We start from the raw sequence: 20,744 nt of genomic DNA, 5'->3' as shown, positions 1-20,744 counted from the left end.
GCCCCGCGTGGCAACGGCTGGGGGCCGCACGGCGGTCATGCAGGCAGGCCTGCGCCGCCCGTGCATCGCAGGCTGGCAGGTCGATCGTGCAGCAGGGGTGACGGGCCGCGCCCGTTCAGGAAACGATGGCCGGAGGGCGCGGGGGAAGCGTCAGTAGCGCCAGTCGAGCTTGCGGTAAGCCTTGGCCATCACCCAGGCCGGTCCGATCAGCAGGTAGGTCAGGTCGGTCAGGAAGCTGGGTTTGCGGCCTTCGAACTTGTGGCCGATGAACTGCGCCACCCAGGCCACCACGAACACGCCCACCGCCAGCCAGAACAGGTTGTGCAGGCCGATTTCGGCTTCCAGCAGGCGGCACAGGCAGCCGAACACGAAGAACTGGATGAGCATGCCGATGCCCAGCGGGCGCGACAGCTTGTTGTAGAAGCACCAGGCGCTGAACATCGCAAAGGCGGCCCAGATGCCGTACTGGAACCAGGTGATCAGCGGCGGTACGCACCACAGCAGGGCCACCACCGACCACAGGATCGCCGGTACCGCCACCACGTGGATGCGCTGGTTGATCACATTGCGGTGGTCGTCGGAGTAGCTGGCGAAGTAGCGGTCGATCGGCCGCGCAAGCTGGGTGGTGGTCTGCATGCTGCCAGCATACTCCCGCAGCACCGCGCGATCATGGGGGGCGCAAAATGGTGGGCCGGCGGGGTGGGGCCGACCTGGTAGCGTCGACTGTCAGTCGACTGCTCTTCCATCAGATCGCGAAATTCCCGCGCTGCGCGCGATAGTCGACCAACGGTCGACTCTACCGGGTCCAATTCATCGGGCGCATCTCCCGCCACGCCCGCAGTAGAGCCAGGCCATGCCTGGCTGCGCGAACGCCCCCGGCCAGACCGGCCGGGGGCGCAGGGGCATCAGTCGACGCTGATCCCGGCCAGGCGCTGCAGCGCCTCGGCGTACTTGGCGCGGGTGCGCTCGATGATTTCGGCCGGGATGGCCGGGCCCGGGGCGGTCTTGCCCCAGTCCAGCGTCTCCAGGTAATCACGCACGAACTGCTTGTCGTAGCTCGGCGGGCTGGTGCCCACTTCGTACTCGTCGGCCGGCCAGTAGCGCGAGGAATCCGGCGTCAGCATCTCGTCCATGATGTACAGGCGGCCATCGGCATCGGTACCGAACTCGAACTTGGTGTCGGCCAGGATGATGCCGCGCTCGCGGGCGTAGTCCGCGGCGAACTTGTAGATGCGCAGGGTGGCATCGCGCACGCGCTCGGCCAGGTCCGCGCCCACCTGCTTGACCATCGCATCGAAATCGATGTTCTCGTCATGGTCGCCGACGGCGGCCTTGGTGGACGGGGTGAAGATCGGCTCGGGCAGCTGCTCGGCCTGGCGCAGGCCATCGGGCAGGTCGATGCCGCTGACCTTGCCGGTGCGCTGGTAGTCCTTCCAGCCGCTGCCGATCAGGTAGCCGCGGGCGATCGCTTCCACCGGCACCGGCTTCAGCTTGCGGGTGACCACCGCGCGCTTGGCGTACAGGGCCGGGTCCACGCCCTCGGGCAGCACGCTGGCCACGTCGATGCCGGTCAGGTGGTTGGGCATCAGGTGCGCGGTCTTGGCGAACCAGAAGTTGGAGACCTGGCAGAGCATCTCGCCCTTGCCCGGGATCGGGTCGGGCAGGACCACATCGAACGCCGACAGGCGATCGGTGGCCACCATCAGCAGGTAGTCGCCCGGCGGGGTCCCTGCAGGCAGCCGCTCGCGCGGGATATCGAACACATCACGCACCTTGCCGCGATGGCGCAAGGGCAGGCCGGGGAGATCGGATTGCAACAGCGTGGTTGGCACGGGCACTCCTGGGGCGTTGTCGATACGGCTGCCCAGCGGACCCGGCGGGCCCGCTGGCCAGCGGGCGGCCTAGTGTAAAGCGGTCCGGGCCCGCTGTGACGTAAAATGAGCGTCCATTTCGTCGGCCGACCCCGGAGCGCCATGCGCTGGTACGGAAAACTGCTCGGTTTCATCGCCGGTGCCCTGCTGTTCCGGCCCAATCCGCTGTTCGGGGCGGTCATCGGCCTGCTGCTCGGCCATGCCTTCGATTCGGACTGGTTCCGCCTGAACAAGGAAAACCCGTACCGCGAGCTGGGGCTGACGTCCGAGGCCACCGACGCCGAGGTCGAGCGGGCCTACCGCAAGCTCATTTCCCAGTACCACCCCGACAAGCTCGGCGGCGCGGCTCCCGAGCTGCAGCAGCAGGCCGAGCAGAAGTCGCGGCGGATCAACGCCGCCTACGACCGCATCAAGACGCTGCGCAAGCGCTGACCCCTTTCCCTCGTCCCCAAGGCCCCGGCCATGTCCAACTGCCTCATCGCCCCGTCCATCCTGTCCGCCGATTTCGCCCGCCTGGGCGAGGAAGTGGACAACGTCCTGGCCGCCGGTGCGGACTGGGTCCACTTCGACGTGATGGACAACCATTACGTGCCCAACCTGACCATCGGCCCCATGGTCTGCCAGGCCCTGCGCAAGCACGGCGTGACCGCGCCGATCGACGTGCACCTGATGGTCGAGCCGGTGGACCGCATCATCCCGGACTTCGCCGAGGCCGGCGCCACCTACATCAGCTTCCACCCGGAGGCCAGCCGCCACCCGCACCGCACCATCCAGCTGATCCGTTCGCTGGGCTGCAAGCCGGGCATCGTGCTGAACCCGGCCACCCCGGTGGACATCCTGGACTGGGTGCTGGATGACCTGGACCTGGTGCTGCTGATGTCGGTCAACCCGGGCTTCGGCGGCCAGGCCTTCATCCCCTCGGCGCTGGACAAGCTGCGCGTGGTCCGCCAGAAGATCGATGCCAGCGGCAAGGACATCCGCCTGGAGATCGACGGCGGCGTGAAGGCCGACAACATCGGTGCGATCGCCGCTGCCGGCGCCGACACGTTCGTCGCCGGTTCGGCCATCTTCAACGCCAAGACCAGCTACCAGGACGTGATCGCGCAGATGCGCGCGAATGTCACTGCGGCGCGGGGCTGAGCCATGAGTACGGTGGCCGTGTTGAACATCCGCCCGGCCACCGTGGCCGATGCCGGCCTGATCCTGCATTTCATCCGCGAGCTGGCCATCTACGAGAAGGCCGAGCATTCGGTGCAGACCGATGAGATCGGCATCGCCGAGAGCCTGTTCGGCGCCGATGCCACCGCCCGCGCGCTGATCTGCGAAGCCGGCGGCGAGGCCATCGGCTATGCGGTGTATTTCTACAATTACTCGACCTGGCTGGGCCGCAAGGGCATCTACCTGGAAGACCTGTATGTCAGCCAGGAAAAACGCGGTGCCGGCGCCGGCAAGGCGCTGCTGAAGTACATCGCCCGCCAGGCGGTGGCCGAAGGTTGCGGCCGCTTCGAATGGTCGGTGCTGGACTGGAATACCCCGGCCATCGAGTTCTACACCGCTGCCGGTGCGAAGCCGCAGGACGAGTGGACCGTGTACCGGCTGCAGGGCCAGGCGCTGCACGATTTCGCCAACGGCTGAGGCAAAAAAAAGGCCGCGCCAAACACTGGCGCGGCCCTGCTGCATTCGTGGGAGGCTGATCCTGCCTCCATCCGTCGTCCCTGCTATGGACTTCCATGTTCCGGGTCGGCGATGACACCCGCATGACATGGCGGTTGCGGCACCGCGTCGGTTCCCCTGCACCCTCATCCACGCATGGCGTGGATCTACTGCTTCCAAGCGTTGGCGTTCACCGGCCGCGAACGCGCGGTTGCTAGCCTGTGCCACCCCCACTGGAAGCACCTGCATGACCACCCCGCGCTGGCGCCTGATACTCAACGGAAAATCCGCTGGCAATGACGATCTGCGCAGTGCCGTCGGCCACTGGCGCGGGCAGGGCGTGCAACTGGAAGTGCGGGTGACGTGGGAAGAAGGCGACGCCGAACGCTACGTGGCTGAAGCCATCGACCACGGCGTGGATGTGATCGTGGCGGCCGGCGGTGACGGCACGCTCAGTGCGGTCGCCGAAACCCTCGCCCATCGCGATGAACCGGCCGACGCACTGCCATCGCTGGCCCTGGTGCCGATGGGCACGGCCAACGACTTCGCCACGTCGGCCGGCATTCCCACCGAACCCTCGGAGGCCTTCGCCCTGATCGGGCAGGTGCCGGCCAGGCCCATCGACCTGCTGCGCGTGGAGGCGGATGGCACGCCCTGGTGGTGCGCCAACCTCGCCAGTGGCGGCTTCGGTACCCAGGTCACCGTGGAAACCGATGCCGGCCTGAAGAAAATGCTCGGCGGACTGGCCTACGTCATCACCGGCATTGCCAAGCTGGGCCGCATCGAGCCGATCACTGCGCGCCTGTCTGGCCCGGATTTCAGCTGGGAAGGCGGTTTCATCGCGCTGGGCATCGGCAATGGTCGCCAGGCCGGTGGCGGCCAGCAGCTGTGCCCGCAGGCGCTGATCGACGATGGCCTGCTGGACGTCACCGTGGTGCCCGAACTGGACGGCGAGGTGGCCGCGACCCTGGGCCAGATGCTGACCGGTGGCAAGGAGGCGGCACTGGAGCGGGTGGCGACCCGCGCGCAGCTGCCGTGGCTGCAGATCGACGCCCCGCAGGCGTTGACACTGAACCTGGACGGCGAGCCGGTGCAGGCGCAACGTTTCCGCATCGAGTGCGTGGCCGGACGGGTGCGGATGCACCTGCCGGCCGACTGCGAGCTGCTGGCGGGGCAGGGGTAGAGTCGACCGGGTAGAGTCGACTGTCAGTCGACTTACGCGCCTGGCGCGGGCATTTCCGCTGCTGATGGAAGAGCAGTCGACTGACAGTCGACTCTACCGGCGCCCCAACGCACCCAAGCCCCCTCGTCCGTCCGGCCATCACCCCCAACGGCTGGTTCAGTTTCACAGGGTTTCCCTCCCGGGCAAGCTGCGTTACAGTCAAGGGGTGTCCAGCCTGACGACCCCGCATACCCTTTCTTCCGCACGCCGTTGGTGGCGATGGTGGCCCGTTGCCGTCGTCCGCCCCCATAACGCTGTGTCCCGGAAGGAAAGTCGTCTTGAATTCGCTCGCTCAGTTTCAGCAGCAGGCCGCTGAAGGCCACACCCACATTCCCGTCGTCCGTGAAGTGCTGTCCGACCTGGACACGCCGCTTTCGGTCTACCTGAAGCTCGCCGACGGCCCCAACACCTACCTGTTTGAATCCGTCGAAGGCGGCGAGCGCTTTGGTCGTTACTCGATCATCGGCCTGCCGGCACGTCGCGTGTACGCCTTCCACGGCCACACCCTGACCGTGCGCGAGGATGGCCAGGTGGTGGACACCCGCGAGGTCGCCGATCCCTTCGCCGAGGTCGAGGCGCTGCGCAGCGCCCACTCGGTGCCCAAGCTGGACGGCCTGCCGGGCTTCACCGGCGGCCTGGTCGGCTGGTTCGGCTTCGAATGCATCGGCTACATCGAACCGCGCCTGGCGCCGCCGGCCGGCCGCGATGAGCTGGGCACGCCGGACATCCTGCTGCTGGATTCCAACGAGCTGGCGGTGTTCGACAACCTCAAGGGCCGCCTGTACCTGATCGTGCATGCCGACCCGCGTGTCGAAGGTGCCTTCGAGCAGTCCCAGGCCCGCCTGGATGCATTGACCGCCAAGCTGCGTGCGCCGGGTGCGGGCTATCCCGCCCCGCTCAACAGTGATGTGCTGGACGAATCCGATTTCGTTTCCGGTTTCACCCGCGAAGGCTTCGTCGATGCGGTCCAGCGCAGCAAGGAATACATCCGCGCCGGCGACATCTTCCAGGTGGTGCTCAGCCAGCGCCTGAGCGTGCCGTTCAAGGCGCGCCCGGTGGATGTGTACCGCGCGCTGCGTGCACTGAATCCCTCGCCGTACATGTATTTCCTCGACGTGGGCGACCTGCAGGTGGTCGGTTCCTCGCCGGAAATCCTGGTGCGTTTGCAGGACGGTGAAGTGACCGTGCGCCCGATTGCCGGCACCCGCCCGCGCGGCGCCTCGCCCGAGCTGGACCAGGCGCTGGAAGCCGAGCTGCTGGCTGACCCGAAGGAGCGCGCCGAACACCTGATGCTGATCGACCTCGGCCGTAACGATGCCGGCCGCGTGTCCAAGGCCGGCACCGTGGAAGTGGGCGAGCAGTTCGTGATCGAACGCTACAGCCACGTCATGCACATCGTCAGCGAAGTGACCGGGCAGCTGCAGCCGGGCCTGAGCTATGCCGACGTGCTGCGCGCCACGTTCCCGGCCGGTACGGTCAGTGGCGCGCCGAAGATCCGCGCGCTGGAAGTGATCCGCGAGCTGGAGCCGATCAAGCGCAACGTGTATGCCGGCAGCATCGGTTACATCGGCTGGCATGGCGATGCCGATACCGCCATCGCGATCCGCACTGCGGTGATCAAGGACGGCCGCCTGTACGTGCAGGCTGGCGCCGGCATCGTCTACGACTCGGACCCGGACAAGGAATGGGACGAGACGATGAACAAGGGCCGCGCGCTGTTCCGTGCCGTCGCCCAGGCCGCCAAGGGGTTGTAGTTGCTGGGCGCCCTGTTGGGCGCCCGGTCGGCATGGGCATGTCCGCTGATGTGACCGGCCGTCGCCTCCCGGCACGGCCGTACGATTCACCCCTTACCTGTGAAGGCCTTGCTTCCGACGATTCGAAGCGCTGTCGTTCCAATCGACTGGAACTCTTTGGATCCGTCCAAAGGTGCGGCGAGCTTTATCATGGCAGTCACATCTGCATCCTCACCTCCCCACGCATCCAGATAGGATGCATCGATGGAACCGGATACGGACACCGACTGGCCTGGTGCTACTGCGGTCACGTTGGACAGAAGGGCGCCATCGAGCATGTGCGAGGGAAGCGTCAGTTGGCGCTGCGTCCGGTTGTCATGAAGAACAATGTAAGGGCCACCGTAGCGAATGAATTCCAATGGCAGATTGATGGGCGTGTCCTTGACGTTCCTGACGCTGATATCGAAGGCGATTCTGTCGCCATCAAAGATGCAGGGAGTCTGCCCCTTGCAGCTGGCAGTGATTTCAAAGTCAGGATTTCTATCCATGGAGCGATCTCCTGCGTTGATTAGGCTGCTGAATCCCATTGCAATGCAAAAGGCTATCTGACGCTGCATTCGATTCTCCTACCTGTGTGGCGCGCTAGAAATGCTTGAACTTCCAGGGCGATCTGCCACGCATGCCTGAGCTCTACGCTGGTGTTGTTCTGGGTTGACATGATTGTGGCGCCCGAATCGTCATCTGCCTTGTTTGCTGGAATCTGTAGGGCATCTGGGCTCAATGTTCCATCGGGGCGATAGTATCTCAATGTCCAGTCGTTCATCCGGTCGTAGGAATACTCGTCAGCTACGCCGAAGCAATGTGCATACTCATGCGCAAAGGTCCATGTGGTTGTATCCTTCCACACGTTGATATTCATGTTTACGACGTGCTCACGCAGTTGGCTTGGACTTACATTCATTGCGTAGTGATGGCCTCTGGCAACCCATTCGACTTTGAATACTATGGGGAAGGTTTTGGTGCCGCACGGGGCATCGAATATCTCCAGCGTGAATTTGTTGTTCCACAGTGTCTGAATGCCTGCCTCCATCCGCGACTTGGCCGCATCCATGTCCTCTTGCGAAACTGTTGCGCCAGCACCTAATCCAGTTTGCACAGCAGTTGCCTTGATACGAACCAGTACTTCCACATCGCCTGTGGATTTCAGTGGTACAGAGATTTTGAACTTTCTTTGCAGGCTTAGGTCCAGAGGGTTTCCGTTCTCGTCATGCACGAGGTAGTAGCGTCCATGTGCATTTGTCGCTACCTCAATCTCGTGATCCTCGGCCCAGCATACTGAAGCCCTTCGCCGTGATCTGAGCGTGGATCTCCGATCCGGCGACTCTGCCGGAATGTTCGAAGTGGCGCCTGCCTGGCGCGTCGTAGCCGTAGGTGGTGCCTGAGCACTGGGGGTCGATGCAACTCCCTGATCCACGAAAACCAGGTTCTGCCGCCCCGCAATCAGCGAGCATCCACAACTTGCCCGGTCGCCCTGCCGGGCAGCGGCGTTCCCATCCACGATCAGCGTGGCATCGCCGGTAATGATCGTGCCGGGGCCATGCGTCGGACAGATCGTGCGGTCACCTACTCGAGCCATGGGCCGCCCCTCGATATCGGTGAACGGTGAGCCGGTGAGAACGCTGCCGCCACTACTGAGTCTGTCGCCCACGACAATGAATAATCGCGCCATCCTGGCGCTCCTGTGCTGCTGGAGAGTGCGAAGGAGGATGAGCGGGAGGGAACGCCGCCTCAATCGCACTGGCACGCAACTGCAAGGGCGGTCACATAGGGCCAGGTAAAAGTCTGAAAAACCAGGACGGAACCCTTTCCGCACCAAGGCAATTGCGACATACACGAGGTGACCCCGGTTCTGCTCCCTGATCAGGCAGATAAATCTCCCCGCCCCGGGGCGTTCGGGATCTGATACGCTTGGCCCATACACCGCAACGGCGCTTCCAGGCCGCTGCCTCCGGTAATCGCCCCCCAGAGTTGTCCGATGACCCGCACCCTGCTGAACAACGTAGCCAAGTGGTGGCGCTTCCAATAGGAAGCGGCAGGTCGTCGCGGTCCCGGACCGCACCTTGCCGCCGTATCGGCGGGCAAGATCCAATAGAACGCTCCCCGGCACGGCGGCTCCCCCAACAGGAGCTGGTTGATTGCTGCACAAAGCGTACCCCCGACATACTGATGCGACGCGGCGGCCACCTGGAGTGGGCGCCTTGCCTGGCCGTGCGTATTGTCTGCAGCAACGCGTCTCCCGCCCTCCCCACCTGCCGACAAGGAACACCGCATGAAGCTGCTTAGCGCATGGTTGTTGTCGTCCACCTTGGCCACGATGGCCCCCTCTGCATGGGCGCAGGCCAACACCATCCCCTCGCAGCCGCATCTGCTGGTGAAGGGGCAGGGTACCCGCACGGTGATGCCCGACCGGTTCGGCCTGCAGTTGAACATCGAAGAAACCGACATGGACGCCGATGCCGCGCGCCGCCGCGTGCAGGACAACGTCGCCCGCGCGCTGGCGCTGTTCAAGCAGAACAATGCAGTGGAAGGCAGCGTGCGCGCGGACAACCTGCGCATTGGCCCGGCGACGCGCTATGAGCAGAGCCGGCAGGTCTTCATCGGCACCCGCGTGTCGCGCCAGCTGCGTGCCAGCTTCGCCAGCGTGAAGGCGATGCAGGACGTGCTGGGGGCGCTGAAAGCCAACGAGAACGTGCAGGTCAGCAGCGTCGCCCCCTCCTATTCGGGCGAAGTGGCGCTGCGACGCGAACTCAAGGGTGAGGCGGCGGCAAAGACGCGCCAGTCCGCGCAGGGCCTGGCCAAGGCCTACGGCACCCAGCTGCGCGGGCTGTACAGCATTTCCGATGTGGCGCCGGACTTTGCCTACGGCATCCAGGCGGGTCGATGGCCGGCGTCGGACGACGGGGATGAGGTCGATGTTCCCGAGCCGCGCGCGAACGACATCACCGTGACCGGCAGTGCCGCGCCCAGGGCGCCGGAATCCCTCGAAGCCGGCCCCATCACCTACACCGAAAACGTGTACGCCATTTTCCTGATAAGCGACGGAACCTGACCATGTTGTGGATGATCGACAACTACGACAGCTTCACCTACAACCTCGTGCAGTACCTGCAGACGCTGGGCGCCGAAGTGAAGGTGGTGCGCAACGATGCGATGAGCGTGGACGAGATCGCCGCGCAGAAACCCGAGCGCATCGTCATCTCGCCTGGCCCGTGCACGCCCAACGAAGCGGGCGTGTCGCTGGCACTGATCGAGCGCCTGGGCCCGACCACGCCCATCCTCGGCGTGTGCCTGGGCCACCAGGGCATCGGCCAGGTCTACGGCGGCACGGTCATCCGCGCCGGCAACATCATGCATGGCAAGACCTCGCCCATCCGCCATGAAGGCAAGGGCGTGTTCGCCGGCCTGCCGGACCGTTACCAGGCCACCCGCTACCACTCGCTGGTGGTGGACAAGCACAGCCTGCCCGACGCGCTGGAAGTGACCGCCTGGACCGAGAACGAGGACGGCTCGATCGAAGAGATCATGGGCCTGCGCCATCGCCAGTTCCCGGTGGAAGGCGTGCAGTTCCACCCCGAATCCATCCTCACCGAACACGGCCACGCCCTGCTGCGCAATTTCCTGCAGCGCCCGGCGGCCTGATCCAAGGAGCATTCCCATGAGCTTCTCCCCCCAGGAAGCCCTGCAACGCACCATCGAGCACCGCGAAATCTTCTTCGACGAAATGGTCGACCTGATGCGGCAGATCATGCGCGGCGACGTTTCGCCGATGATGACCGCCGCCATCCTCACCGGCCTGCGGGTGAAGAAGGAAACCATCGACGAGATCGCTGCGGCGGCCACGGTCATGCGCGAATTCGCGCTGGCGGTGCCGGTGGCCGACAACACCCACCTGGTCGACATCGTCGGCACCGGGGGCGATGGCTCGCACACCTTCAACATCTCCACCTGCGCGATGTTCGTCGCCGCCGCCGCCGGTGCGCGCGTGGCCAAGCACGGCAACCGCAGCGTGTCGTCCAAGTCCGGCAGCGCCGATGCGGTGGAAGCGCTGGGTGCGGCCATCGAACTGCAGCCGGCCCAGGTGGCGGCGGCCATCGAAAAGACGGGCATCGGCTTCATGTTCGCGCCGATCCACCACCCGTCGATGAAGGTCGTCGCGCCCGTGCGCCGCGAGATGGGCGTGCGCACCATCTTCAACATCCTCGGCCCGCTGACCAACCCGGCCAGCGCACCGTCGGTGCTGATGGGCGTGTTCCACCCCGATCTGGTGGGCATCCAGGCGCGCGTGCTGCGCGAGCTGGGCACCGAGCGCGCCATGGTGGTCTGGGGCCGCGACAACATGGACGAGATCTCGCTGGGCGCCGGCACCCTGGTCGGCGAGCTGCGCGACGGCAAGGTGCGCGAGTACGAGATCCACCCGGAAGACTTCGGCATCGCCATGTCGGCCAGCCGCAACCTGCGCGTGGACAGCCCGGAGCAGTCGATCCAGATGCTGCGCGCGGTGCTGGACAACACCCCGGGGCCGGCGCTGGACATCGTGGCCCTCAATGCCGGCGCCGCCCTGTACGTGGCCGGCGTGGCCAGCGACATCGGCGACGGCCTGGCCCGCGCCCGTGCCGCCATCGCCAACGGCAGCGCCCGCCAGCGCCTGCAGCAGTACGTTGATACCACCCGCGCGCTGGTTGCCTGAGCGCGCGGTTCAGCCTGACCCACCCGATGGCCGATAATGGCCGTCCTCACCGCCCCCGCATTGAACCGACGACGATGAGCGACATCCTGCAGACGATCCTGGCCCGCAAGGCCGAAGAAGTGGCCCAGCGCCGCGCCCAGCGCCCGCTCGAGGCGTTGCAGGCCGCCCTGGCCAGCGCCCCGCCGGTCCGTGGCTTCGTGCGCGCCCTGCAGGCGGCCGTGGCCAACGGCGACCCGGCGGTCATTGCCGAGGTGAAGAAGGCCAGCCCGTCCAAGGGCGTCATCCGCCCGGACTTCCGCCCGGCCGACATCGCCGTCAGCTACGAATTTGGCGGCGCCAGCTGCCTGTCGGTGCTGACCGACGTCGATTTCTTCCAGGGCGCCGACGCCTACCTGCAGCAGGCCCGCGAGGCCTGCACGCTGCCGGTGCTGCGCAAGGACTTCGTGATCGACGCCTACCAGGTGTACGAGGCACGCGTGCTGGGCGCCGACTGCATCCTGCTGATCGTCGCCGCGCTGGACGACACCCAGCTGGCCACCCTGTCCGAACTGGCGCTGTCGCTGGGCATGGACGTGCTGGTGGAAGTGCACGACATCGACGAGCTGGAGCGCGCGCTGCAGGTGCCGGCGCCGATGATCGGCATCAACAACCGCAACCTGCGCACCTTCGAAGTCTCGCTGCAGACCACCCTGGACATGCAGAAAGCGGTGCCGCGTGACCGCCTGCTGGTGACCGAAAGCGGCATCCTCGGCCCGCAGGACGTGGCCCTGATGCGCGACGCCGGCATTCACGCTTTCCTGGTCGGCGAGGCCTTCATGCGCGTGGAAGAGCCGGGCGAGGGCCTGCGTCAGCTATTCTTCGCGGCATGACAACGCACTATCCAACGCCGCGCGAGGATGCGCCGCTGGTGGTCTTCGACTTCGACCACACCCTCTACGACGGCGATTCGGGCACCCACCTGTTCGCCTCGCTGATCAAGCGCAACCCGTTGCGCATGCTGGCCGCGCTGCTGGTCACGCCGATCGCCGGGCCGATGGTGGCGATGCTGCCGACCCGCCGTGCCGGCATTTCGGTCTATGTGTGGATCGGCAGCTTCGGCCTGCACCGCGCGCGTGACTTCAACAAGGTCATCGACGCCTACGTGCTGCGCAACGAGGCGCAGATGCGCGCCAAGCTGCTGCCGCAGGCGCTGGAAGTGTTCGCCGCGCACCGGGCCAAGGGCGACCGCGTGGTGGTTGCCACCGGCGCGCCGCCGGAGCTGGCCCGCGCCATCCTGGCCTTCGTGGCCCACCAGGACGTGCCGGTGATCGGCACCGAGGTCGGCCCGCGCCTGGGCGGGGTTGGCCCGACCCGGCACTGCCACAACGAAGAAAAGATGCGCATGCTGCGCGAGCGCGGCTATGGACAGATCGACATTGCCTATTCCGACAGCACCGCTGACCTGCCGCTGCTGCTGGCGGCCAAGGCCCCGGTGGTGGTGAACCCGAAGCCGGGCAAGGTGGACTTCTTCCGCCGCGTGCTGCCGGCCGGTACACGCATCCTCAACTGGGGCTGCGTGGACCGCGGTGGCGAGAAGGCCTAGTCCGGGCCGGGTCAGAGCCCCTTCGGGGATCTGACCCCATCAGAGGGCGTATCAGGGGTCGGATCCCCGAAGGGGCTCCGACCCCATCGCACGCCCGGCAAACGCTCAGCGCCCCAGGTACCCGAACAGCGCATGGCCGATCTGGAACAGGCTGATGGCCAGCACCAGCACGCCCACGGCGATCAGCACCCAGCGTTCCTTCAGCCGCTTCACCAGCAGCGCCGCCACCGGCGCGGCCATCATGCCGCCGATCAGCAGGCCGGCCACGATCTGCAGGTGATGCAGCCCCATCGACATCAGGAAAGTGGCTGAAACCGTCAGGGTCACCACGAACTCGGACGCATTCACCGTGCCGATGGTGGTGCGCGCCTGGCCGCCGCGGGCGAGCAGGGTGGAGGTGGCCACCGGGCCCCAGCCGCCGCCGCCGCTGGCATCGAGGAAGCCGGCGACGAAGCCCAGCACGGGCACGCGCTTGACCTCGCCCTTGGGCATCAGCCGGCCAGCGGCACGGGCCAGGATGATGATGGCCAGCACCAGCAGGTAGAGGTAGATCAGCGGGCGGATCACGTCGCCGGGCAGCTGGGTCAGGCCGTAGGCGCCCACCGCGCCGCCTATCGCGCCGGGAATGGCGAGGCGGAAGAACAGGCGTTTATCGACATTGCCGGCGACCAGGTGCGACACACCAGAGGCGCCGGTGGTGAACACTTCGGCGGTGTGGATGGCCGCACTGGCCTGTGCCGGCGGGATGCCCATGGCCAGCATCACCGACGAGGACACCAGGCCGAAGGCCATGCCCAATGCGCCATCGACCAGCTGTGCGCCCAGGCCGATGAGGATGAACCACCAGAATTCGCTGCTCAGTTCCATGCACCGAGCCTAGCGGATGCGCGTGTGCGGGGCGTGCGATGGCATGTCGCACGTCCGCCGATCCGCCGGGCATGGCCCGGCGCTACGGTGATGCGTGCCTCGTGGTAGCGCCGGGCCATGCCCGGCGGACACGGTTTTCTCAACGGGTGCCGTACAGCACCACGGTCTTGCCGCGGGCATGCAGCAGGCCGTCGGTCTGCAGCTTCTTCAGCACGCGGCCGGCCATTTCGCGCGAGCAGCCGACCAGGCGTGCCAGTTCCTGGCGCGAGACGCGCAGCTGGCTGCCCTGCGGGTGGCTCATCGATTCCGGCTCCTGGGCCAGATCGTGCAGGGTGCGCACGATGCGGTCGGTCACGTCCAGGAACGCCAGGCGGCTGGCCTTGCGGCTGGTATCGAGCAGGCGCTTGGAGATCTGCTGGCCCAGCGCATACAGCAGGCGCGGGGCATCGGCCGAGAGCGGGCCCAGGAACAGCTGGTGCAGGCGCTCGTAGCTGATCTCGGCCAGTTCACAGGCGGTGCGCGTGCGCAGGATCACCTCGCGGCGGTCCGACTCCACGAACAGGCCCATCTCACCGACGAACTCGCCTGCGCCGAAATAGCCCAGCACCAGCTCGCGGTCGTCATCTTCCTCGGCCATGATCGAAACCGAGCCGCTGATGACGTAATACAGGGTCCCCGCCGGGTCTCCAGGGCGGAAGACGTCGGTCCGGGTGGGGTATCGCCGCCGATGGCTGTGAGCCAGGAAACGGTCGATTGTGGCGATGTCCAAGGCCAATGGGCTGCTAGCTAGGCGCACGGTTGACACGATAGGGGCGCTCCCTCTGCGCATGAACGGATTCACAGGTTCGATGGCGGAGCTTAACCAGCGCACCTGTTAAGGGCAAATAGTGTGCCAGAGTCGTGAGCTCTTCACGTTCCCCCCGGGGGCACTTTGCCCCATAATTCACCCTTTCCCTTCTTACACAGGAATCGACCGCCGTGGTCAAGCCGTTGCCTCGCCTGAGGTTGCAGGGTTTCAACAACCTCACCAAGGCGCTGAGCTTCAACATCTATGACGTGTGTTACGCGCGCACCGAAGAGGAGCGTCAGCGTTACATTGAATACATCGATGAAGAGTACAACGCCGACAGGCTGACTCAAATCTTGACCGATGTCGCCGAGATCATCGGCGCGAACATCCTGAACGTGGCCCGCCAGGACTACGATCCGCAGGGTGCCTCGGTGACGATCCTGATCTCCGAAGAGCCGGTGATCGACAAGAAGCAGGCCGGCAAGGAGCTGATCTCCGATGCCGTGGTCGCGCACATGGACAAGAGCCACATCACTGTCCACACCTACCCGGAGACCCATCCGCAGGAAGGTATCGCGACGTTCCGTGCCGACATCGACGTGGCCACCTGTGGCGTCATTTCGCCGCTGAAGGCCCTGAACTACCTGATCGAGAGCCTGGAATCGGACATCGTGATCATGGACTACCGTGTCCGTGGCTTCACCCGCGATGTGAAGGGCAAGAAGCACTACATCGATCACAAGATCAACTCGATCCAGAACTTCCTGGCCAAGAACATCAAGTCGCGTTACGAGATGTTCGACGTCAACGTCTACCAGGAAAACATCTTCCACACGAAGATGCACCTGAAGGACTTCGACCTGGACCAGTACCTGTTCGAGGAAAAGGCCAAGAACCTGTCGTTCAAGGAACGCATGAAGATCGAAGCGCTGCTCAAGCGCGAGATCGAAGAGCTGTTCCACGGCCGCAACCTGTCCGAGTAAGACCCGTGCGCGATGCCCTCCGGCATCGCCACCCAGGCGGGACGACCCGCCCCGTGGAACGCGCTTTTTGCGCAGTTTGCAGTTCCACGGTGATGTACCGACCCACGGCCCGGTGTGAAAACACCGGGCCGTTTTGTTTTTCTTCAACAAGGTGAGGAGCCCCCCATGCCCTGGATCTACCTTCTGCTGGCTGGCCTGTTCGAAATCGGCTTCGCGCTCGGGATGAAGTACTCCGAAGGCTTCAGCAAGCCGCTGCCCACCGCTGCCACCGTGGTGTCGGCCCTGATCAGCCTGTACCTGATGAGCCAGGCAATGAAGTCGATTCCGGTCGGCACGGCCTATGCCATCTGGACCGGCATCGGCGCCATGGGCGTGGCGGTGCTGGGCATTTTCCTGTTCAACGACAGCGCGTCGCCGGCGCGCCTGGCCTGCGTGGGCCTGATCGTGGCCGGCGTGATCGGCCTGAAGCTGGTGTCGCCGAACTGAAAGGTGGGGTCGGATCCTTTTCCCAACGGGAAAAGGCTCTGACCCCAGCAAGTAGCGTGATGCGTCATGGGGTCAGAGCCCTTTCCCATGGGAAAGGGATCCGACCCCGGCAGGTAGCGTGATCCGTCCTGGGGTCGGATCCTTTTTCCAACGGGAAAAGGCTCTGACCCAGCAGGTAGCGTGATCCGTCATGGGGTCAGAGCCCTTTCCCATGGGAAAGGGATCCGACCCCGGGCTGCGGTTACAGCCGGTAGGCGATGTGCTTCATCACCTTCGACGCCAGGGCCATCGCGCCCGGGATCGGGAACGGCAGGCGGCGGGCGCCGGCCTGCTCGGCGTGCTCGGCATGGCGGGCCTCGTCTTCCTTCATCACCCGGATGACCGCGCGGCTGCGCAGGTCGCCGGCCGGCAGGTCGACCAGGTGCTCGTCCAGGTGGGCTTCCACCTGGCGCTCGGTCTCGACCACGAAGCCGAGGTTCCAGCCATCGCCGCGCAGCCCGGCCAGGGTGCCGATGGTGTAGCTGCCGGCGTACCACAGCGGGTTGAACAGGCTGGGGCGGCTGTCCAGCTCGGCCAGCCGGGTGGCGCACCAGGCCAGGTGGTCGGTTTCTTCCTGCGCCGCTTCCAGCAGGTGCGCGCGGGTGGAGGGGTCACGGGCGACCGCGGCCTGGCCGAAATACAGACCCTGCGCGCAGACCTCGCCGACGTGGTTGATCCGCATCAGGCCAGCGGCATGGCGGCGCTGCGCCGTGTCCATCCCCGGCTCGCCGGTTTCGGCCGCCGGGTAGGGGCGCGATGCCGGCGGGTTGCCGAACACCGTGTCCAGGGCGCGCTGCGCCTCGGTCAGCAGATGGTCCAGCGGGGTGGTCTGGCGGAGCACGGTCATGGCGGCATGGGTGGGGCGGGGGACCCCCGATTCTCGCCCGGCCCCGGTCCCCTGCCAACCCGGTACAGGGGGCGGCTTGCGCCGGGGCGCCGGGGTGAGTACAATCCCGCCTCTTACGCTTCACCTTTTCACAACGCGTGGCAGAGTTCCGGCGAGCCTTTCGCCGCAATGAGCCCGACCTAACCTAGAGTTCTTCATGAGCACTTTCACTGCCAAGAACGAGACCGTCCAGCGCGACTGGTACCTCGTCGACGCCGAGGGCAAGACCCTGGGCCGTCTCTGCACCGAGCTGGCCCGCCGTCTGCGTGGCAAGCACAAGCCGGTCTACACCCCCCACGTTGATACCGGCGACTACCTGGTCGTCATCAATGCAGAAAAGATTGTCGTCACCGGCAAGAAGCTGCAGGACAAGATGTATCACCGTTTCACCGGTTACATCGGCAACCTGAAGACCGAATCCCTGGCCCAGGCGCTGGAGCGTCACCCGGAGCGCGTCATCGAGACTGCCGTCAAGGGCATGCTGCCGAAGGGCCCGCTGGGTCGCCAGATGTACCGCAAGCTCAAGGTCTACGCCGGCACTGAGCATCCGCACGCCGCACAGCAGCCGCAGGTTCTGGATATCTAATCATGGCTATCACTCAAAACTACGGCACTGGCCGCCGCAAGTCCTCCACCGCTCGCGTGTTCCTGCGCAAGGGTACGGGCAACATCACCGTCAATGGCCGTCCGCTGGACGAGTTCTTCGGTCGTGAGACCGCGCGCATGATCGTGCGCCAGCCGCTCGAGCTGACCAAGAACACCGAAAGCTTCGACATCCTGGTCACCGCCGCTGGCGGCGGCACCACCGGCCAGGCCGGTGCGATCCGTCTGGGCATCGCCCGTGCTCTGGTCGAGTACGACGAAACCCTGAAGTCCGAGCTGCGCAAGGCTGGCTTCGTGACCCGTGACGCCCGTGAAGTCGAGCGTAAGAAGGTCGGTCTGCACAAGGCCCGCCGCGCCACCCAGTTCTCCAAGCGCTGATTTGCCGCGCCTGGTTGGGCTCCTTCGGGAGCCCGCTGGCTGGAAAAGCAAAAGCCCGGCTTCGGCCGGGCTTTTGTCGTTCTGGGGTCGTGGATTTCCTGATTGCCGGCCAGCGGCCGGCACTACCCATGGTTTCTTTTGTCGGGAGGTGGGGTCAGAGCCTTTTCCTGCGGAAAAGGATCCGACCCCAGAGTTCTCTCTGGAGAGGAGTCCCGGGATCAGGTGGAATGCGTGACCAAATTAAAAAGAAAAAGGCCTGATCTTTCGATCAGGCCTTTTTCTTTTTAATTTGGCTGCCCCTGATGGATTCGAACCACCGATGCCTGAGTCAGAGTCAGGTGCCTTACCGCTTGGCTAAGGGGCAATGTAACGAAAAACTATTTTGTCACTTTTCACGCTGAAAAACAACTTGATTTTCAGTGTGGTGGCTATGGGTGGACTCGAACCACCGACCCCAGCATTATGAGTGCTGTGCTCTAACCGGCTGAGCTACATAGCCTCGGTGAGCCAGCTATTCTGCTCATGTGTATCGGGCCTGTCAACACTTTTGTGCCGAGCTTGTGGGCCGACAGACGGCATGGGATAGTCCCGACCAGTAGATTTTCTTAGGAGTCCGCATCGTGATCGATCCGGACGGCTATCGACCGAACGTCGGCATCGTGCTGATGCGGCAGGATGGGCAGGTGTTCTGGGCACGACGCGTGCGCCGGGATGGCTGGCAGTTCCCGCAGGGTGGCATGAACACCGACGAGACCCCGGTCGAGGCCATGTATCGTGAACTGCAGGAAGAGACCGGCCTGCTGCCCGAGCACGTAGAAGTGCTGGGGGCGACACCGGGCTGGCTGCGCTACAAGCTGCCGGCCCGGGCCATCCGCCGTAACGAGCGGCAGGTCTGCATCGGCCAGAAGCAGGTCTGGTTCCTGCTGCGCCTCACCGGCGATGAATCGCATGTGCGGCTGGACCATACCGACTCGCCCGAGTTCGACAACTGGCGCTGGGTCGATTTCTGGTACCCGGTCGAGCATGTGGTGATGTTCAAGCGTGGGGTCTATGCGCGTGCCTTGCGCCACCTGGCGCCGTTGGCGCGCGGGGTGGCCGGGCAGGGGGTGACCGCCATGCCCAAGACCGCGGCCGAGGCCTGGATGCCGGGCAATACCGCGGGCCACGACCGCCCCCGCAAGCGCCCGCGCAGCAAGGGTTACTGGCCACGCAAGGCGCAGGGCGACGCGCCCTCCAGCTGAGTGGATGAACGGTAGCGAGAATGGTTCAGGTCTCTGATTGACAACCATTCTCGTTTCCATTGGAATGGGCACCAGGCCGCTTCTGGCCTGTCAGCCCGGTTCCCGCCTGTGTACGTCTGCATCTGCAACGGAGTCACCGACCACCAGATCCGCGAGGCCGCCAGCCATGGCGTCACCACGGTGGGCGAGCTGACCATGCGTACCGGTTGTGGCGCGACCTGCGGTTCCTGCCTGGACATGGCCGGCGACCTGCTGGCCAAGGCGCTGGCCACCCACGACCTGCCGCTGCCGGTGCTGGGCCTGCAGGCTGCCTGAGCCCGGTTCAGGCGTGCTGGACGATCGTCCAGCAGCTCCCATCCCCACGCTGGAATACATAGACGAACGCGTCATCGTGCGCGTGATCGCCCAGCGGCAATTGGCCGATGAATCGCAAGGGACGCCCCTGCTCGATCGGCCACGCCGCTTCCTGCAGCCAGCGCGGTGGCCGCTTGACCGAGAGGAAATGCGCGCGGATGTGGGCCTGCAACGCGGCCCGCAGGACGTCTGGCGCGACTTCGCCGTGTCCGGCCAGCCAGTGCGCGAGATAGCCTTCATCCAGTGACAGCCAGCGCGGCTGTGCAGACCGCAGTGCGCGGTCGCGTGCGTCGGCCGCCTTCCTTGCGGCCTGGTCGACCTCCACTTCCCCTTCACCGCCAGGCAGCACCTGCGCCAGCACGCTGCGCAGGTTGAGCAGGTCATCGGCGCGGGCCAGGTCCAGCGAGCAGGCCCAGCTGTAGAGGTCCGGCAGCGGCAGCCAGGCCGGCAGCGGTCGCGCCGCTTCCAGGGCCGCCGCCAGGGCCGCATCGCGGTACAGCACCGCCTCGAAGGCGTCGGCGTCCATGCGCAGGGCGGCGAAGGCACGCACCAGCTGCCAGGGGTCGTTGGAATCGTCGCTCATGTCCATCGCGCAGGGGGAGGGGCCGCCCAGCATGCCAGCTTCGGTGGCGGGGCGAACCCGCCAATGAGCACGATTCGCGTTCCTTCACGGCGGCGGCGAACCGGGTACAGTGCCCGCGTTCTCAGCGCTAGGAGCCAGCCATGAAAGGCGACGCCAAGGTCATCGAATTCCTCAACAAGGTCCTCTTCAACGAGCTGACCGCGATCAACCAGTACTTCCTGCACGCCAAGATGTTCAAGAACTGGGGCATCAAGGAACTGGCGGAGTATGAGTACAAGGAATCGATCCACGCGATGAAGCGCGCCGACGCGCTGTCCGACCGCATCCTGTTCCTTGAAGGCCTGCCGAACTTCCAGGCGCTGGGCAAGCTGCGCATCGGCGAGAACCCGCCGGAAATGCTGCAGTGTGACCTGTCGCTGGAACAGGACGGCGTGGTGGTGCTGCGCAACGCCGTGGCTTACGCCGATTCGGTGGGCGACTACGTGAGCCGTTCGTTGTTCACCAGCATCCTCGATGCCGAGGAAGAGCACATCGACTGGCTGGAAACCCAGCTGGACCTGGTCGAGCGCATCGGCGAGCCGAAGTACCTGCTGAGCAAGCTGGAAGACTGATTCAACATGTAGAGTCGAGCTTGCTCGACTGCGTCCTCCAACAGCAGTCGAGCATGGCTCGACTCTACAAAGCGGTAGTCGAGCATGGCTCGACTCTACAAAGCGGTAGTCGAGC

25 protein-coding genes and 2 tRNA genes are annotated in these 20,744 nt (G+C 65.3%); 17 read left to right on the top strand and 10 right to left on the bottom strand.

Translation table 11 applies throughout. The annotated features are described in order from the left end of the window. Positions 1-150: 150 nt before the first annotated feature. Positions 151-636, bottom strand: a complete 486-nt coding sequence (locus C1926_RS09830) for an Mpo1-like protein (protein ID WP_079225412.1) — start codon at positions 634-636, stop codon at positions 151-153. A 269-nt stretch (positions 637-905) separates the two neighbouring features. Continuing rightward, positions 906-1,832, bottom strand: a complete 927-nt coding sequence (locus C1926_RS09825; protein WP_079223909.1) for a phosphoribosylaminoimidazolesuccinocarboxamide synthase — start codon at positions 1,830-1,832, stop codon at positions 906-908. A 141-nt stretch (positions 1,833-1,973) separates the two neighbouring features. Between C1926_RS09825 and C1926_RS09820 the strand changes: the two genes are divergently transcribed. From C1926_RS09820 to trpE, 5 genes are all read left to right on the top strand, one after another. After that, positions 1,974-2,303: a DnaJ domain-containing protein gene (locus tag C1926_RS09820; RefSeq protein WP_079223907.1), complete on the top strand. Its 330-nt coding sequence runs from the start codon at positions 1,974-1,976 to the stop codon at positions 2,301-2,303. 30 nt (positions 2,304-2,333) lie between these two features. Beyond that, the gene (gene rpe, locus C1926_RS09815; RefSeq protein WP_079223905.1) at positions 2,334-3,011 is read left to right on the top strand and encodes a ribulose-phosphate 3-epimerase; all 678 of its coding nucleotides are present in this window, start codon (positions 2,334-2,336) and stop codon (positions 3,009-3,011) included. A gap of 12 nt (positions 3,012-3,023) precedes the next feature. Continuing rightward, the gene (locus tag C1926_RS09810) at positions 3,024-3,506 is read left to right on the top strand and encodes a GNAT family N-acetyltransferase (protein ID WP_108759048.1); all 483 of its coding nucleotides are present in this window, start codon (positions 3,024-3,026) and stop codon (positions 3,504-3,506) included. 265 nt (positions 3,507-3,771) lie between these two features. Further along, positions 3,772-4,707: a lipid kinase YegS gene (yegS, locus tag C1926_RS09805; protein ID WP_108759047.1), complete on the top strand. Its 936-nt coding sequence runs from the start codon at positions 3,772-3,774 to the stop codon at positions 4,705-4,707. Between the two features lie 317 nt (positions 4,708-5,024). Beyond that, on the top strand, positions 5,025-6,500 hold the full coding sequence (gene trpE / locus C1926_RS09800; protein ID WP_108759046.1) for an anthranilate synthase component I: 1,476 nt from the start codon (positions 5,025-5,027) through the stop codon (positions 6,498-6,500). Between the two features lie 86 nt (positions 6,501-6,586). Here trpE and C1926_RS09795 read toward each other — a convergent pair whose 3' ends face one another. Both C1926_RS09795 and C1926_RS09790 read right to left on the bottom strand, forming a co-directional pair. Beyond that, positions 6,587-7,096 carry a hypothetical protein gene (locus tag C1926_RS09795; RefSeq protein ID WP_159095070.1) on the bottom strand — a complete coding sequence of 170 codons (510 nt, stop codon included), beginning with the start codon at positions 7,094-7,096 and terminating at the stop codon, positions 6,587-6,589. Then, positions 7,081-8,208: a PAAR domain-containing protein gene (locus C1926_RS09790; RefSeq protein ID WP_108760666.1), complete on the bottom strand. Its 1,128-nt coding sequence runs from the start codon at positions 8,206-8,208 to the stop codon at positions 7,081-7,083. Before C1926_RS09790 ends, C1926_RS09795 begins: the two co-directional genes overlap by 16 nt. Positions 8,209-8,808: 600 nt before the next feature. Between C1926_RS09790 and C1926_RS09785 the strand changes: the two genes are divergently transcribed. From C1926_RS09785 to C1926_RS09765, 5 genes are all read left to right on the top strand, one after another. Continuing rightward, a complete protein-coding gene (locus tag C1926_RS09785; protein ID WP_108759045.1) occupies positions 8,809-9,588 on the top strand; it encodes an SIMPL domain-containing protein in 780 nt (259 codons plus the stop codon). A gap of 2 nt (positions 9,589-9,590) precedes the next feature. After that, positions 9,591-10,178 carry an aminodeoxychorismate/anthranilate synthase component II gene (locus C1926_RS09780; RefSeq protein WP_046983686.1) on the top strand — a complete coding sequence of 196 codons (588 nt, stop codon included), beginning with the start codon at positions 9,591-9,593 and terminating at the stop codon, positions 10,176-10,178. A gap of 16 nt (positions 10,179-10,194) precedes the next feature. Then, the gene (trpD, locus tag C1926_RS09775; RefSeq protein ID WP_108759044.1) at positions 10,195-11,226 is read left to right on the top strand and encodes an anthranilate phosphoribosyltransferase; all 1,032 of its coding nucleotides are present in this window, start codon (positions 10,195-10,197) and stop codon (positions 11,224-11,226) included. 74 nt (positions 11,227-11,300) lie between these two features. Beyond that, positions 11,301-12,095 (top strand): indole-3-glycerol phosphate synthase TrpC, encoded by a 795-nt coding sequence (gene trpC / locus C1926_RS09770; RefSeq protein ID WP_108747535.1) that lies wholly within the window; start codon positions 11,301-11,303, stop codon positions 12,093-12,095. Then, complete coding sequence (locus C1926_RS09765) at positions 12,092-12,808, top strand: haloacid dehalogenase-like hydrolase (protein ID WP_079223887.1); 717 nt, start codon at positions 12,092-12,094, stop codon at positions 12,806-12,808. The genes trpC and C1926_RS09765 overlap by 4 nt, the downstream gene beginning before the upstream one ends. A gap of 105 nt (positions 12,809-12,913) precedes the next feature. On the opposite strand, the gene C1926_RS09760 is transcribed toward C1926_RS09765, so the two are convergent. Both C1926_RS09760 and crp read right to left on the bottom strand, forming a co-directional pair. Next, positions 12,914-13,675, bottom strand: a complete 762-nt coding sequence (locus C1926_RS09760) for a sulfite exporter TauE/SafE family protein (RefSeq protein WP_108759043.1) — start codon at positions 13,673-13,675, stop codon at positions 12,914-12,916. Between the two features lie 139 nt (positions 13,676-13,814). Further along, positions 13,815-14,504: a cAMP-activated global transcriptional regulator CRP gene (crp, locus tag C1926_RS09755; RefSeq protein WP_079225401.1), complete on the bottom strand. Its 690-nt coding sequence runs from the start codon at positions 14,502-14,504 to the stop codon at positions 13,815-13,817. Between the two features lie 149 nt (positions 14,505-14,653). On the opposite strand from crp, the gene speD reads away from it, so the two are divergent. Then, positions 14,654-15,448 carry an adenosylmethionine decarboxylase gene (gene speD, locus C1926_RS09750; RefSeq protein WP_006473908.1) on the top strand — a complete coding sequence of 265 codons (795 nt, stop codon included), beginning with the start codon at positions 14,654-14,656 and terminating at the stop codon, positions 15,446-15,448. Between the two features lie 165 nt (positions 15,449-15,613). Next, positions 15,614-15,934, top strand: a complete 321-nt coding sequence (gene sugE / locus C1926_RS09745) for a quaternary ammonium compound efflux SMR transporter SugE (RefSeq protein WP_108747533.1) — start codon at positions 15,614-15,616, stop codon at positions 15,932-15,934. 241 nt (positions 15,935-16,175) lie between these two features. Here sugE and coq7 read toward each other — a convergent pair whose 3' ends face one another. Then, complete coding sequence (gene coq7, locus C1926_RS09740; protein ID WP_108747532.1) at positions 16,176-16,820, bottom strand: 2-polyprenyl-3-methyl-6-methoxy-1,4-benzoquinone monooxygenase; 645 nt, start codon at positions 16,818-16,820, stop codon at positions 16,176-16,178. Between the two features lie 196 nt (positions 16,821-17,016). Between coq7 and rplM the strand changes: the two genes are divergently transcribed. Both rplM and rpsI read left to right on the top strand, forming a co-directional pair. Then, positions 17,017-17,445 carry a 50S ribosomal protein L13 gene (gene rplM, locus C1926_RS09735; RefSeq protein ID WP_006398837.1) on the top strand — a complete coding sequence of 143 codons (429 nt, stop codon included), beginning with the start codon at positions 17,017-17,019 and terminating at the stop codon, positions 17,443-17,445. Between the two features lie 2 nt (positions 17,446-17,447). Continuing rightward, the gene (gene rpsI / locus C1926_RS09730; protein ID WP_079223875.1) at positions 17,448-17,840 is read left to right on the top strand and encodes a 30S ribosomal protein S9; all 393 of its coding nucleotides are present in this window, start codon (positions 17,448-17,450) and stop codon (positions 17,838-17,840) included. Positions 17,841-18,130: 290 nt separating this feature from the next. Here rpsI and C1926_RS09725 read toward each other — a convergent pair. Next, a tRNA-Gln gene (locus tag C1926_RS09725) sits at positions 18,131-18,204 on the bottom strand. A gap of 58 nt (positions 18,205-18,262) precedes the next feature. After that, positions 18,263-18,339: transfer RNA gene (locus C1926_RS09720), tRNA-Met, on the bottom strand. A 121-nt stretch (positions 18,340-18,460) separates the two neighbouring features. Between C1926_RS09720 and C1926_RS09715 the strand changes: the two genes are divergently transcribed. Beyond that, positions 18,461-19,081, top strand: coding sequence for an RNA pyrophosphohydrolase (locus C1926_RS09715; protein WP_108747531.1), 621 nt, complete (start codon positions 18,461-18,463; stop codon positions 19,079-19,081). A 108-nt stretch (positions 19,082-19,189) separates the two neighbouring features. After that, complete coding sequence (locus C1926_RS09710) at positions 19,190-19,396, top strand: bacterioferritin-associated ferredoxin (protein WP_079223871.1); 207 nt, start codon at positions 19,190-19,192, stop codon at positions 19,394-19,396. Between the two features lie 7 nt (positions 19,397-19,403). Here C1926_RS09710 and C1926_RS09705 read toward each other — a convergent pair whose 3' ends face one another. Further along, entirely contained in the window at positions 19,404-20,018 is a 615-nt protein-coding gene (locus tag C1926_RS09705; RefSeq protein WP_159095069.1) for a hypothetical protein, read from the bottom strand. A gap of 140 nt (positions 20,019-20,158) precedes the next feature. Between C1926_RS09705 and bfr the strand changes: the two genes are divergently transcribed. Beyond that, positions 20,159-20,629 carry a bacterioferritin gene (bfr, locus tag C1926_RS09700; RefSeq protein ID WP_079223868.1) on the top strand — a complete coding sequence of 157 codons (471 nt, stop codon included), beginning with the start codon at positions 20,159-20,161 and terminating at the stop codon, positions 20,627-20,629. The last annotated feature ends 115 nt before the right edge of the window (positions 20,630-20,744 follow it).

This window comes from Stenotrophomonas sp. ZAC14A_NAIMI4_1 (assembly GCF_003086915.1).
Taxonomy (GTDB): Bacteria; Pseudomonadota; Gammaproteobacteria; order Xanthomonadales; family Xanthomonadaceae; genus Stenotrophomonas.
This window is presented reverse-complemented; position numbering and strand designations above follow the sequence as displayed.

Bases quoted from the DNA above. Each gene is read 5' to 3' on its own strand.
- C1926_RS09830 (WP_079225412.1), bottom strand. From the start codon at position 636: ATGCAGACCACCACCCAGCTTGCGCGGCCGATCGACCGCTACTTCGCC.
- C1926_RS09820 (WP_079223907.1), top strand. From the start codon at position 1,974: ATGCGCTGGTACGGAAAACTGCTCGGTTTCATCGCCGGTGCCCTGCTG.
- rpe (WP_079223905.1), top strand. From the start codon at position 2,334: ATGTCCAACTGCCTCATCGCCCCGTCCATCCTGTCCGCCGATTTCGCC.
- yegS (WP_108759047.1), top strand. From the start codon at position 3,772: ATGACCACCCCGCGCTGGCGCCTGATACTCAACGGAAAATCCGCTGGC.
- C1926_RS09795 (WP_159095070.1), bottom strand. From the start codon at position 7,096: ATGCAGCGTCAGATAGCCTTTTGCATTGCAATGGGATTCAGCAGCCTA.
- C1926_RS09790 (WP_108760666.1), bottom strand. From the start codon at position 8,208: ATGGCGCGATTATTCATTGTCGTGGGCGACAGACTCAGTAGTGGCGGC.
- C1926_RS09785 (WP_108759045.1), top strand. From the start codon at position 8,809: ATGAAGCTGCTTAGCGCATGGTTGTTGTCGTCCACCTTGGCCACGATG.
- C1926_RS09780 (WP_046983686.1), top strand. From the start codon at position 9,591: ATGTTGTGGATGATCGACAACTACGACAGCTTCACCTACAACCTCGTG.
- trpD (WP_108759044.1), top strand. From the start codon at position 10,195: ATGAGCTTCTCCCCCCAGGAAGCCCTGCAACGCACCATCGAGCACCGC.
- trpC (WP_108747535.1), top strand. From the start codon at position 11,301: ATGAGCGACATCCTGCAGACGATCCTGGCCCGCAAGGCCGAAGAAGTG.
- C1926_RS09765 (WP_079223887.1), top strand. From the start codon at position 12,092: ATGACAACGCACTATCCAACGCCGCGCGAGGATGCGCCGCTGGTGGTC.
- C1926_RS09760 (WP_108759043.1), bottom strand. From the start codon at position 13,675: ATGGAACTGAGCAGCGAATTCTGGTGGTTCATCCTCATCGGCCTGGGC.
- crp (WP_079225401.1), bottom strand. From the start codon at position 14,504: ATGCGCAGAGGGAGCGCCCCTATCGTGTCAACCGTGCGCCTAGCTAGC.
- sugE (WP_108747533.1), top strand. From the start codon at position 15,614: ATGCCCTGGATCTACCTTCTGCTGGCTGGCCTGTTCGAAATCGGCTTC.
- coq7 (WP_108747532.1), bottom strand. From the start codon at position 16,820: ATGACCGTGCTCCGCCAGACCACCCCGCTGGACCATCTGCTGACCGAG.
- rplM (WP_006398837.1), top strand. From the start codon at position 17,017: ATGAGCACTTTCACTGCCAAGAACGAGACCGTCCAGCGCGACTGGTAC.
- rpsI (WP_079223875.1), top strand. From the start codon at position 17,448: ATGGCTATCACTCAAAACTACGGCACTGGCCGCCGCAAGTCCTCCACC.
- C1926_RS09705 (WP_159095069.1), bottom strand. From the start codon at position 20,018: ATGAGCGACGATTCCAACGACCCCTGGCAGCTGGTGCGTGCCTTCGCC.
- bfr (WP_079223868.1), top strand. From the start codon at position 20,159: ATGAAAGGCGACGCCAAGGTCATCGAATTCCTCAACAAGGTCCTCTTC.